The 12,414-nt window shown below is 41.6% G+C and carries 12 protein-coding genes; 1 reads left to right on the top strand and 11 read right to left on the bottom strand.

What is annotated here, in order from left to right; genetic code table 11:
* Window positions 1–16: 16 nt before the first annotated feature.
* The 4 genes from apt to L4C37_RS17635 all read right to left on the bottom strand — a co-directional run bounded on the left by apt (window position 17) and on the right by L4C37_RS17635 (window position 2,529).
* A complete protein-coding gene (gene apt, locus L4C37_RS17650; RefSeq protein ID WP_137374696.1) occupies window positions 17–562 on the bottom strand; it encodes an adenine phosphoribosyltransferase in 546 nt (181 codons plus the stop codon).
* A 154-nt stretch (window positions 563–716) separates the two neighbouring features.
* Window positions 717–1,082, bottom strand: a complete 366-nt coding sequence (locus tag L4C37_RS17645) for a YbaN family protein (protein WP_137374795.1) — start codon at window positions 1,080–1,082, stop codon at window positions 717–719.
* Between the two features lie 46 nt (window positions 1,083–1,128).
* Complete coding sequence (locus L4C37_RS17640; protein WP_167494064.1) at window positions 1,129–1,266, bottom strand: hypothetical protein; 138 nt, start codon at window positions 1,264–1,266, stop codon at window positions 1,129–1,131.
* Between the two features lie 159 nt (window positions 1,267–1,425).
* The gene (locus L4C37_RS17635) at window positions 1,426–2,529 is read right to left on the bottom strand and encodes a response regulator (RefSeq protein WP_137374697.1); all 1,104 of its coding nucleotides are present in this window, start codon (window positions 2,527–2,529) and stop codon (window positions 1,426–1,428) included.
* A gap of 231 nt (window positions 2,530–2,760) precedes the next feature.
* On the opposite strand from L4C37_RS17635, the gene L4C37_RS17630 reads away from it, so the two are divergent.
* Window positions 2,761–3,636, top strand: a complete 876-nt coding sequence (locus tag L4C37_RS17630; protein ID WP_429769328.1) for a LysR family transcriptional regulator — start codon at window positions 2,761–2,763, stop codon at window positions 3,634–3,636.
* A gap of 111 nt (window positions 3,637–3,747) precedes the next feature.
* Here the strand turns inward: L4C37_RS17630 and purF are convergent, their stop codons facing one another.
* From purF to L4C37_RS17595, 7 genes are all read right to left on the bottom strand, one after another.
* Window positions 3,748–5,262 (bottom strand): amidophosphoribosyltransferase, encoded by a 1,515-nt coding sequence (gene purF / locus L4C37_RS17625; RefSeq protein WP_137374699.1) that lies wholly within the window; start codon window positions 5,260–5,262, stop codon window positions 3,748–3,750.
* Between the two features lie 33 nt (window positions 5,263–5,295).
* Window positions 5,296–5,787 (bottom strand): CvpA family protein, encoded by a 492-nt coding sequence (locus tag L4C37_RS17620; RefSeq protein WP_137374700.1) that lies wholly within the window; start codon window positions 5,785–5,787, stop codon window positions 5,296–5,298.
* A 61-nt stretch (window positions 5,788–5,848) separates the two neighbouring features.
* On the bottom strand, window positions 5,849–6,397 hold the full coding sequence (locus L4C37_RS17615) for an SPOR domain-containing protein (RefSeq protein ID WP_273294340.1): 549 nt from the start codon (window positions 6,395–6,397) through the stop codon (window positions 5,849–5,851).
* Window positions 6,398–7,660 carry a bifunctional tetrahydrofolate synthase/dihydrofolate synthase gene (folC, locus tag L4C37_RS17610; RefSeq protein ID WP_273294338.1) on the bottom strand — a complete coding sequence of 421 codons (1,263 nt, stop codon included), beginning with the start codon at window positions 7,658–7,660 and terminating at the stop codon, window positions 6,398–6,400.
* A gap of 42 nt (window positions 7,661–7,702) precedes the next feature.
* On the bottom strand, window positions 7,703–8,629 hold the full coding sequence (accD, locus tag L4C37_RS17605) for an acetyl-CoA carboxylase, carboxyltransferase subunit beta (RefSeq protein WP_137374703.1): 927 nt from the start codon (window positions 8,627–8,629) through the stop codon (window positions 7,703–7,705).
* 175 nt (window positions 8,630–8,804) lie between these two features.
* Window positions 8,805–9,599: a tRNA pseudouridine(38-40) synthase TruA gene (gene truA, locus L4C37_RS17600; RefSeq protein ID WP_273294335.1), complete on the bottom strand. Its 795-nt coding sequence runs from the start codon at window positions 9,597–9,599 to the stop codon at window positions 8,805–8,807.
* Window positions 9,600–9,709: 110 nt separating this feature from the next.
* Window positions 9,710–12,414 (bottom strand): FimV/HubP family polar landmark protein (locus L4C37_RS17595; protein WP_429769327.1); only part of this gene is annotated, 2,705 nt, incomplete at its 5' end.

Genomic DNA, 12,414 nt, shown 5'->3' with positions numbered 1-12,414 from the left:
ATAATTCCGAAAAGGATTAATGACCGTCGAATTCGCAGATGCTAAACACTTCAAGGCCTAAACCTTCTAAACGTTTATCACCACCGATCTCTGGTAAATTGATAACGAATGCCGCGTGATCAACAGAACCGCCTAGCTGACGAATTAACTTAGTGGTCGCTTCAATTGTGCCACCCGTTGCTAGTAAGTCATCAACCATCAACACTTTATCGCCTTCAACAATAGCATCAGTGTGAATTTCTAAAGTATCCGTACCGTACTCAAGCTCATAGGTTTGAGCGATAGTTTTACGCGGTAATTTGCCAGGCTTACGTACAGGAACAAAGCCCACACCAAGTTCTAATGCAAGAGGAGCACCAAATAGGAAGCCACGCGCTTCAGTACCAACAATTTTAGTGAAACCCATGTCTTTATAGGTTTCAGTTAGCAGTTCAATTGTTGCTTTGTAAGCTGCTGGATCTTCCATAAGGCTGGTTACATCACGAAATAAGATCCCCTCTTTTGGGTAATCTTGAATGCTTTTGATGCTTGCTTTGATCAGCTCGATTTTATTTGTTGTCATAATATTGATGCACTTAAATTGGCGGCTTCTCTAACGAATAGACTTGGTTTCTGTTAAGAAAAGATGCAGTTAATTCACATTATCAGCGACATTTACCATTATCGTTGATGAAATAATAATCGCCCGCTACATAAGCAGGCATACTGCGTTAATGTTAGTGATTTTCTTCGCTATCAGCAACCAACTCGTGCGTTGGAAGACGAAGAAACCATGATAAGAGGATTATAAGAACGACGACAAGGAAGCCTTTTACCCAAAGGATCGGGGAGAAATATATGGATAGAAAGAAGCTAAACAGTATAAAAATCACACCACGTGTTTTTACTTGTTTTGTGACTGCACCATATTCATACCAATTCTTAAGAAGTGGGCCCAAGGTCTTATGCTCATGCATCCAGCGATGTACTTTAGGGTTACTGCGCATGAAACAAGCGCTTGCCAGAAGCAAGAATGGTGTAGTGGGAAGAACAGGGAGAAGGATGCCAAGAAAGGCGAGAATAATACAAAGGCCACCAGCAATATTCAGGCTAAGATGTCGAATGCTGATAGTGACCTCCGAGAATCAACTAAAAAGTAGCATAGCCATTAAAGACACGGAACAACGTCAGTGTTGCGGGTAGTAATGGAATTAATAAAAATGCGGCTAAAAATCCTAAAAAGTAGAATACATTAAACGGGTCTTGAAAGTCTTTGTTATCTGCCATGATTGCTTCTTGTTTTTGTTAGTAAATAAGTCTCATGCAACCATGTACCCTTTGCTCACATATTCCGACAAAATACGCATTTAACAAAAAAGGCATAGCCACACCAATTGCGCAACTATACCTTAATCATTTATTCACAAAAACCGAGTAACTATAGGGTTAATTTGTCGATCCTTGATGAATATTTAAACTGAAGCTTGATGCCCCCAAACAACTCATCGATAGCTGACACCCAGACCGAATAGGTAGCTCTTGTGTAATAAAGTTTTTCTTACAATTACTGCCAAGTTGATTACCTGCAGCAATATGCTGATTTACATAACCATTAGACCACTGTGCATCTAACCCTGCAGGTAAAATAGACACTGTCGCTTCAGACAAATCTGCAATACCGAACAAGGCATTCACGGGTGTCGCACACTCAGAACACTGAATGCCTTTTTCTAAAATATCCGCCATATCTTTTAAGTCAGGATTAAAACTTTTTAAATTTCTCAAGTAATCATGGAACAACGCTCGAACTAGCAAGGTGGTTGCTGCACCGCCTTGATCTGCGGATGACGAATCCACCAGATAAAAAGCGAATTGACCATTCATCATCCATGCGTAATCAAAAACTAAAGGCATTACATCTGCAGACTGCAATAAACGATAACTGCATTTCCAAATGCCTTGATGCGTATCTTTATCGGGCAGTAAGGCGTGTAGTAAATCTTTTGCTGCACTTGGGTTATCTTGAAGGTAGTCGAGATGCCAGTGCAGTTCCTGATCTTCAGGTATCTCACCGCCATCATCCACACAGAACCATTGACTAGAAAAATCTCTTTGGTCTGATAAATGGTCAAAAGAATCTTTTAATGTGTTTTCTATGGCACTGGCTAGGTGTTGATGGTTTTCAATTGGTTTCGGTAGGAAATCCTTAATGCCAAAACGAAGAGCTTTCGCCACATCAGACATTTCGTCAGTAGCAGAGACCACAATCATGGGGAGTGATGGATACTCTAGGCTTACCTCCTCTACCAACTCGATACCATCAAGTACAGGCATAGATAAGTCACACACAACGAGATCAGTATCTGCATTGCGTAATTTTTGTAATGCGTCTAGCCCATTTTCAGCTTCTATCACCTCATACCCTTGCGCGTTTAAAAAAGCGCTGGTTATACGGCGAAAAATTGGGTCATCATCAACCAACATAATGCACTTCTGGTTAATCACTTCTTGTGCCGAGGTCATTACAGGCTGACTGTGAGTCTTGTACATAATCTTTAACCTCACAAAACAATTATTCGAATTATTATTGTTATCTGTTTATCGATATTCATATAAAACTTAGTAATAAAATACTATTTACACAAATTTCGTCACTACAACTGGTAATTATTTATAGGCATTGGAATACTATAAATAGCGCTACAAGTTGACGTGACGCAAACTTTGATTACTGTGTTACGTATAAATTAAGTCAATTCGTAAATAAATGTGTCTGGACGTATGAAATTAGATGATTTAAACCTATTTCGATTAGTCGTTGAAAATGGGAGCTATACCGCAACATCACGCAAGACGATGATCCCAGTTGCGACAATTACTCGACGCATTCAAGCTTTAGAAGATTCACTAAATCTAAGGCTACTCAATCGCCATGCCCGTAAACTTTCTTTGACAGAGGCGGGCGAACGTTTTTTTAACGAATGCTCCCCTTTACTGCAAAGATTGGCTTCAACGGCTGAAGAACTGACCGATGAATGCAGAGGTGCATCTGGAAAAATTAAAATATCAGCGCCATCGAATTTGACAAAGCGTATGATGATGCCAATGTTCAGCGACTTCATGACAAAGTATCCAGATATCAATTTGGAACTGATGATGAACAACCAAGCTGATCAATTAGATCCAACAGAGTGGGATGTTATTTTCCGCGTGGGTCCGCAGCGAGACTCAAGCCTTATCGCAAGAAAGATAAGTGAAGTGAAGGACATTCTAGTCGCAAGCCCTATTTATTTATCGAAAAACTCAGCACCTTGTCATGCTGAAGAACTTGCAAACCACTCCCTGCTTAAAGGTTACCCTTTAATAAAGTGGCAACTGAATAACTCGAATGATGAAACCGTTGTTAATAGCGAAAAAGGGCGCTTCAATGCCAATGCTTTAAATGTAGTAAGACAAGCATGCTCTGAAGGATTAGGTATCACCCTTATGCCTGATGTCATGATCCGTGAATACATTGAAGATGGAAGTCTAGTCCAGGTTTTAGAAGATTGGAGTGCAAACCCTAGAGACATCTACATGCTCTATAATCACAAAGACCACTTACCTGAAAAAGTACGTTTGTTCATTGATTTTGTGATCGCTTACCACATTCACTAATCACTGAACTGAACTGAACTGACTAGAATAATTTAGCTTTCAGTCCGATTAAAAACAAAAAACCAGAGCTAGGCTCTGGTTTTTTTGTTTGAACTGAGTTGCTACAAAGTGCTACGCACCTTCATTATGCAATTCTAGGTTCGCTAAGTCTTGAGCGATTTCACGCTCTGTCTTCGAATCATCATTACGTAATGAATCTAAGAAATCCAAATACTTCTGGTCAATATCACCGGTAACATATTCGCCGTTAAATACCGAGGTATCAAAACGAGCGATGTCTTGATTGCCCATACCAACTGCAGAGATTAAATCTTCAAGTGTTTGGAAGATTAGTGCATCAGCACCAATCTGCTTACAGATCGTTGCATTATCACGACCATGAGCAATCAGCTCTGTTGCGCTTGGCATATCAATACCATACACATTTGGGAAACGAACTTCAGGTGCCGCTGACACCATAAAGACTTTATTCGCACCAGAGTCACGAGCCATCTCAATAATCTGTTCAGAAGTCGTACCGCGAACAATTGAATCATCAACCAGCAGCACATTCTTACCTTTAAACTCAGAACGAATAGCATTAAGTTTACGACGTACTGATTTCTTACGTTGCTGTTGACCCGGCATAATAAACGTACGGCCTACATAGCGGTTTTTAACAAACCCTTGTCGGTATGGCTTATCGATAGCTTGAGCAATGCGCAATGCGATATCGTTAGAAGTCTCTGGAATAGGGATAACCACATCGATATCAAGATCAGAGTATTCTTCTTTAATGCGTTTACCTAACATTTCGCCCATTTCAACACGAGCACTGTATACCGACACTTTATCGATGAAAGAATCAGGACGTGCGAAATAAACAAATTCAAAAATACATGGGTTCAACTGTGGGTTATCAGCACATTGCTTAGTGAATAGCTCACCTTCGAATGTCGCATAAACCGCCTCACCCGGAGCTACATCACGCATAAAATCAAAACCAACGGCATCTAAAGCGACTGATTCTGAAGCGACCATGTACTCTGTTTGACCATTAATTTCACGCTTACCAAGGCATAAAGGACGAATACCATGTGGGTCACGAAACGCAACCATACCGTGACCAATAATCATCGCAGTAACCGCATAAGCACCACGAATTGTACGGTGAACATTCGTTACAGCTCGAAATACATCATCTGATGTTACGTTGCCTTTAACCGTGTCAATTTCATGAGCAAGAACGTTAAGCAGCACTTCTGAATCAGAAGTGGTGTTTACATGACGGCGATCTTTTTCAAATAGTTTTTCACGAACTTGTGTCGCATTCGTTAAGTTACCATTGTGAGCAAGAGTGATACCAAAAGGAGAGTTTACATAAAAAGGCTGAGCTTCTGAGGCACTTGAACTACCTGCAGTTGGGTAACGAACATGTCCAATGCCTACTGAGCCTTGTAGACGTTGCATGTGTTTTGCTTCAAAAACATCTTTTACTAAACCGTTAGCTTTACGCAGACGGAAACGATTGCTTTCAATGGTACAAATACCAGCGGCATCTTGGCCACGATGCTGTAATACCGTTAACGCGTCATAAATTGACTGGTTTACAGGCGTTGAACCTACGATTCCAACAATACCACACATGTTCTAATCCTCGATTTGCGACAGTAACTGGCGCTAAAATGCGCCAGATAAGAAACTAGATGTTGCTTGTAAATGTTCAAAGAATGGAGCAATAATTCGACTAAACTCAGGTACTAACTGCGAGCTGGTCCACCATTCTGAACTTGGGAATGCGGTAAACGCATCCATAAAAAACAGTACTGCAGATACAATTAAAACACCTCGTAAAGCACCAAATACCACTCCGAGGATTCTATCTGTACCAGATAGCCCTGTTTTCTGTACCAGTTGACCGATGACATAGTTAACCAATGCACCAACCACTAGTGTTGCAACAAATAACGCTGCAATTGCCGTTCCGTTACGAAACATCTCATCTTCGATATTGGTGAAGTACACCGCTAATTTTGCGTAGTACTGGCTAGCAATAAAAAATGCTCCAAACCAAATAACAAGTGATAATGCTTCTTTAGCGAAACCACGGACTAAACTGATCACGGCAGAGAAGCCGATCACGCCTAAAATGACAAAATCTAACCAATTCATGAATTCTTCATCTTAAGTTGGCGCGCATTTTAACAGAAAAAATGCTGACGCAAACGTTTTCTTATGGATTTAACGGTTTAAATTTAAGCAATTGACCTTTTGAACCGGTAATTTTTTCTAATTCCTTAACTTGTCGCTCAAGTTTCGATTTAGAGACATCAGGTCCAACAATTACTCTCGTAAATGATTTTTCTTGCTTGGTGTGGGCTTGATAGCCACGCTTTTGCAAATCCTTAACCACATTTTTCGCATTATCTGCATTCTTCAAAGCCATCAGCTGAATAATCCAAGCACTCTCTTGATATTCATTCCTCTCAGGAATAACTTTCTCGACTACAGCAACTTCATCAACAGAAGCTTGCTTGGAGCTCTCAACTGAGCTTTCTACGGTTTGTTCAACTGGTGAGTCTGGAAGTGCAATATCATCTTCTATTGGTTCTATAACCTCAAAGATTTCAACATTACTTTCGAGCTCTGGCTTGATTGGAATACTCGCAAATTCTTCTTTGTAGTGTGCCTTTTTACCATCAAGTACATCAGGTAAAACAATCACACCGATAGCGACCAAAACAATAGTGCCAACCAGTCTGCTTTGAAACTTACTTGCCATCTAATTTCCTTTTTTCTGCCAATGCTCCAATACCTCACCCACGGTATGGAACGAACCTACGACAAGAATGACATCCTCTGGCTCTGCAGCAACTAAAGCGGCATTAAACGCATCTACAGGGCTAGAAAACTCACTAACACTTGCAGGTAAACTCAGGCAAAGCTCATTAGCTGTTGCAGCCCTAGGACCTTGTAATGATGCAGGGTACCAATGATGAGCAATTGGAGAGAGAACCTCTAAAGTCGCGGGGATATCTTTATCATGCAGCATTGCCACAACCATATGCAGTGTTTTTCCAGCATAAAGCTGCTTTACTTGCGTCGCAAAATACTCAGCTGAATGAGGGTTATGCGCTACATCTAAAACAATTATAGGTTCATGGCTAATTTGCTGCATTCTTCCTGGCAGCTTAGCACTTTTCAGACCATTAACGACATTGACATCGCTGATGCTTAGCTCTGATGTTCCTAAAGCCATTAAAGCCGTTGCCGCATTCGGTAGTGGTAAACTTGGTACAGGAAGGTTTTCAAGTTGGAATGCACCGCTGCTCCAGTGCCATACATCACCATCTACTTGATAAGTATATTGGATACCAACTTGGTAAAATTCAGCGCTAATGTCATCAGCATGAGCAGCAACCGTTGCAGGTGGCTTAGGTTGACCGCAAATAGCAGGCTTTCCGCTGCGGTAGATACCCGCTTTTTCAAAACCAATTACATTAATATCATCGCCAAGCCAATCAACATGGTCGACAGCTAAGCTCGTAATCACAGAAACATCATGGTCAACGATGTTAGTCGCGTCTAATCTTCCACCAAGCCCTACTTCGAGTAAAACCACATCAACTTGCTCTACTTGAAATGCTCGCAAAGCTGCTAATGTGCCATATTCAAAAAAGCTCAGACTAATTTCACCGCGTTCATGCTCAATAAAATCGAATGAAGATACTAATTTTTCGTTCGGAAGATCTTGTCCATTAATACGAACTCGTTCGTTATAACGAATCAAGTGAGGAGAACTATAGACGCCAACTGAGTATCCGGCATCAAGTAAAATAGCTTCCATTAAGGCGCATGTTGAACCTTTACCGTTAGTTCCGGCAACAGTGATGATATGCTTAGCTGGTTTTGTGAGGTTTGCTTTTGAAGCGACAGCTTTAACTCGGTCTAGACCTAAGTCAATAGCGCTAGTGTGGATGTTTGATAAATAATCAAGCCACATCTCTAATGAGGATGTGGCTTGAGGGATAGGTTGTTGACTCATCTAACTAATAACCATAATTATGTTGGCTTGTTAGAGAGTACTTTACCCTTTTTCTGACGCTTCTGGTACTTCATAAGCAGCTTCATTCGGTGAATCGTTCACAGAAACTACTAATGGAGAAGAATGATTGGTCATTTTCGCAACTAGGCTAGCAACACGTTGACGCATTTCACGTCGATCAACGATCATATCGATTGCACCATGATCCAATAGAAACTCACTGCGCTGGAAACCTTCAGGAAGGTCTTCACGAACCGTTTGTTCAATCACTCGTCGACCAGCAAAGCCAATCAGAGCTTTGGGCTCACCAATATTGACATCACCTAGCATAGCTAAACTCGCCGAAACACCACCCATTGTTGGATCAGTCATAACTGAAATAAATGGAAGACCTTTAGCAGATAAACGTTCTAGTGCTGCACTGGTTTTCGCCATTTGCATTAGAGACATTAGAGCCTCTTGCATACGTGCGCCGCCACTAGCAGAAAAACAAACTAAACCACAGTTGTTCTCAATAGCCGCATCGACTGCTTTAACGAAACGAGCGCCAACAACAGAACCCATTGAACCGCCCATGAAAGAAAATTCAAAAGCACACGCTACGATTGGCATGCCAAGAAGTTCACCTTTCATTGCAATCAATGCATCCGTTTCACCACTGTTCTTTTGAGCAGTAGAGATACGTTCTTTATAACGTTTTGAGTCTTTAAATTTAAGCTTATCACGCGGCTCTAGTTCAGAACCTAGTTCAACGCGTTCACCTTTATCAAGAAAGGTGTCAAGACGACGACGCGCCTTCATACGCATGTGATGGTCACATTTCGGACATACTTCTAGGTTACGCTCTAACTCAGCATGGTAAAGCACTTGCTCGCAAGAAGTACATTTAGTCCAAACCCCTTCAGGGATAGACGCTTTACGAGATGAAACGATGTTGCTCTTTTCTAAAATCTTTTCAAGCCAACTCATGGAAGACCTTTTATTTCGATTCCTCCGCCTAATTGCGAAAGAAATAAATTTGGGAATTATGCGAGGAGATTAAACCACATAAAACAGCGAGTGTAGATAAAAAACTGGTTGTACCTATTTTTTCACTCTATATTACTCACCATCTGATAATATTTTTTGAACCTAAGTCTCACATTTAATTCAAATTATCAGGAAGGAATAACGGGCCTATTGGTTCGCGTGGTAACTCAAAATGTTCAGGGTAATCGACATCAACTAAGTATAAACCTTCCGCTTTTGCCGTTGCCCCCGCTAACCTTCTCTCTTTAGCCTCAAGCAACCATTGAATCCATTCTGGAGATTGGTCGCCCTTACCGACAGCAATTAGACTTCCTGTGATATTTCGAACCATATGATGGACGAAAGCATTCGCCTTAATATCAATGACAATATAGTGACCATGACGAGTGACATTTAAGTGCATGATGTTGCGCCAAGGGCTACGAGACTGACAATGCATGGCTCTAAATGATGTGAAGTCGTTTTCACCAAGTAAATACTGACCCGCTTCATGCATTTTCTTCTCATCAAGCTCACCATGATAATGGCTCACCCCTGAGTTCAAAATTCCAGGTCTAAGAGCGTGATTAAAAATCACATAGCGATAACGCCTTGCCGTTGCAGTAAAGCGAGCATGAAACTCTTCAGGAACTTCTTTAGCCCAGCGGACGGCGATATCTTTAGGCATATTTGCATTTGCCCCCATCGTCCAAGCCACCATTTTTCGGTCAACATTGGTCTCAAAGTGAACCACTTGCCCTGTACCATGAACCCCGGCGTCTGTTCGACCTGCACATTGCACTTCTATAGGATGATTTGCGACAACAGAAAGAGCCTTTTCCAATTCTTCTTGGACACTTTTTACGTCACGTTGGCGCTGCCAACCAAAATAGTGGGTACCGTTATACTCAATACCTAAAGCAATTTTCATGTTTTCGTTCTCTTTGAAAAAGGGGCTGGAAGTATATACTTAAAAAGGCTTATGGAGCCAGTGAGCAAGAAAAATAAAGGGTAGCTTCTGCTACCCTTTTATGATGTTTATTATCTGCCATTTAAGACATCGATAAGATTTTTTGCCTCACGGCGAATATCGTCACTACCATCAACTATGGCTTCCTCAAGTAACTTTATTGCACCTTGTGGATCGCTCATCTCAATGTATATCTTAGCTAAATCAAGCTTACCAGCTGCCTCAGCGTTACTGTCGACATCAATATCTCCTATGTCACCAATAACATCTGGAAATTCATTCAACCCAACATCAAGTTTAAGCTCTTCTTCATCAGGATTAAGAGCTTCGCCCTCACCTTCAACTTGAGCCATCAACTCATCAATAGTCATATAAGAATTTGAGCTAGACTCTTGCTCTGTAAGGTTCTCTTGCTGCCCCCAATTTTCTTCTTGAATTTTAGGCTCAGACTGCTGTTTTAATGATTCCCACACTTCTTGTTGATCGGCAGGTACATCATTAGGCAGTTCAGACTTTTGGTCTGGCGATAAACTAAAACCATTCCAATCTTCACCACCCACCTCCAACATAGCTTCAAGATCTAAACCAGCGCTGTCGATCGAGGTAGAATCCATAGGTTGAGAGAACATGTTGTCTACCGAATCCTGAACATCTTCAGACAGTAGTTCAGCCAAGGCTGTCTCATCGAAATTATCGAAGCCATCTAAAAGCTCATCATCAAAACCAAGATTCTCAGTATTCGGTTTGTCAGAGTTGTATTCCCCCAACTCTGACTGCTCAGGGTCTAATGAATCTGGAGTGTCTAACGTGCTTGGGTTAGAAAACAGATCATGTAATGCATCTTGATCATTTCCTTCTACATCTAAAAAGCTCTCAGTTGGCTTCTCTTGAGGAACCTCTTCTGTAAGTTGACTCTCGCTTGAATCAACTTCTATCTCATTAGAATAAGCTTCAATAGGCGCACTTTCTGAGAAAGCATCAGAGATAGCATCGTCTTCACCATACTCAGGTAGTTCAAGTTCATCGATTTCTAAGCCAAACTCTTCAGATACAGGCAGTGACTCATCTAAATCGCCAGGTTCTACCGCAGAGTCAGCTTTAGCGCTTTCTTCGTCATATTCAGGTAGATCTTTATCATCAAACTCAAAAGTTTCTAAATCACGAGTTAAGTCTTGTTCTAAAAGTTCTTCATCTCCAGAGCTAATAGCTTCAGCTAGTGCATCAGCCTCGTCAAACTCCGGTAGCTCTAAATCATCAAAAGTGAAATCTTCATCTGCTTCACTTTCTATTGGACTAATGTCGTCAGGTAACTCTTCTTGAGTGGAACCTTCTTCAGGAGCGTGACTATCTTCACTTGAAGGTAAAACTTCTTCCTCCGGCTCAGCTAGTGACTCAATCTCTTGACCTAATTCTTCAAACTTATTCTCACCTTGAGCAACATCCAGTAAGGAGGCATCCACTTCTGGTTCAGCATCAAGAATATTTTCCGAATCAGTTAGCGCTTCTTCTTCACCAAACTCGGGAAGTTCTAAATCATCAAGAGAGAAATCATCCGGTTCTTCACCTTCGAGGCTTTCAGGTGCTGGCTGTTCAACGGCTGAAGTTGCTGTCTCTTGTTGTTCACTATCAAGGCCACTTTCAAAATCCGCTAGCGCTTCTTCTTCGCCAAACTCGGGAAGCTCTAAGTCATCAATTGAGAAATCATCCAGCTCTTCATCTTCGAGGCTTTCTGAAGCTAGCTGTTCAACGGCTGAAGGTGCAGCTTCTTGCTGTTCACTATCAAGAACACTTTCAAAATCAGCTAGTGCTTCTTCTTCGCCAAACTCGGGAAGTTCTAAGTCATCAATTGAGAAATCATCCAGTTCTTCATCTTCGAGGCTTTCTGAATCTGGTAGTTCAACAGATGAAGGTACGGCTTCTTGTTGTTCACTATTAAGACCACTTTCAAAATCAGCTAGTGCTTCTTCTTCGCCAAACTCGGGAAGCTCTAAGTCATCAATTGAGAAATCATCCAGCTCTTCATCTTCGAGGCTTTCTGAAGCTGGCAGTTCAACAGATGAAGGTACAGCTTCTTGTTGTCCACTCTCAAGGTCACTTTCAAAATCAGCTAGCGCTTCTTCTTCAGCAAATTCTGGAAGTTCTAAGTCATCAAACGAGATGTCATCAGAGCTCTCAATTTGGGTATCTTCAACAGATGAATTTTGTTCCAACGAAAAATCTTCTTCCACACTAGATTCTTCTGCTGTAGTAGGCTCTTCTAACGCAATAGCTTCTTCTTGTGTAATCGGCTCTTCTTGTTCAGCAACTTCATCGGCTGATGAAACTTCTTCTACTAGAGGAGCTTCTGTTGCAATAGCTTCATCGCTAGTCGATTCTTCTACTGTTGGTGAGCTTTCTGTAAACACACCTTCATCCGAACTAAGTGCATCATCACCTTCTACTGACGCAGTCACTTGCTGCTCTGCGACTTCAGAGTCAGAGAAGTCAGTTTCAGCCACACCTTGAAGCTCAGGAAGATCTAGATCTGCTTGTTGCGCTTCTTGTTGAGGAACAGACTCTGTTTCAGGAGCGATATCCTGAACACTCTCTTGCTCTACCGTTGATGATTCCTCTTCAAACAACCAATCATCATCTTGAGGCACGCCGAATTCATTTGGAATTGACTCCGGCATAACTTCTGACTTAGCTGGCTCTGGCTCTGGCTCTGGCTCTGGCTCTGGCTCTGGCTCTGGCTCTGGCTCTGGCTCTGGCTCTGGCTCTGGCTCTGGCTCTGGCT

Source organism: Vibrio kagoshimensis (assembly GCF_050337535.1).
Lineage (GTDB): Bacteria > Pseudomonadota > Gammaproteobacteria > Enterobacterales > Vibrionaceae > Vibrio > Vibrio gallaecicus.
This window is presented reverse-complemented; position numbering and strand designations above follow the sequence as displayed.

Coding starts and splice junctions, on each gene's coding strand:
- apt (WP_137374696.1), bottom strand. CDS start 562: ATGACAACAAATAAAATCGAGCTGATCAAAGCAAGCATCAAAAGCATT.
- L4C37_RS17640 (WP_167494064.1), bottom strand. CDS start 1,266: ATGGCAGATAACAAAGACTTTCAAGACCCGTTTAATGTATTCTACTTT.
- L4C37_RS17635 (WP_137374697.1), bottom strand. CDS start 2,529: ATGTACAAGACTCACAGTCAGCCTGTAATGACCTCGGCACAAGAAGTG.
- L4C37_RS17630 (WP_429769328.1), top strand. CDS start 2,761: ATGAAATTAGATGATTTAAACCTATTTCGATTAGTCGTTGAAAATGGG.
- purF (WP_137374699.1), bottom strand. CDS start 5,262: ATGTGTGGTATTGTTGGAATCGTAGGTTCAACGCCTGTAAACCAGTCA.
- L4C37_RS17620 (WP_137374700.1), bottom strand. CDS start 5,787: ATGAATTGGTTAGATTTTGTCATTTTAGGCGTGATCGGCTTCTCTGCC.
- L4C37_RS17615 (WP_273294340.1), bottom strand. CDS start 6,397: ATGGCAAGTAAGTTTCAAAGCAGACTGGTTGGCACTATTGTTTTGGTC.
- folC (WP_273294338.1), bottom strand. CDS start 7,660: ATGAGTCAACAACCTATCCCTCAAGCCACATCCTCATTAGAGATGTGG.
- accD (WP_137374703.1), bottom strand. CDS start 8,629: ATGAGTTGGCTTGAAAAGATTTTAGAAAAGAGCAACATCGTTTCATCT.
- truA (WP_273294335.1), bottom strand. CDS start 9,599: ATGAAAATTGCTTTAGGTATTGAGTATAACGGTACCCACTATTTTGGT.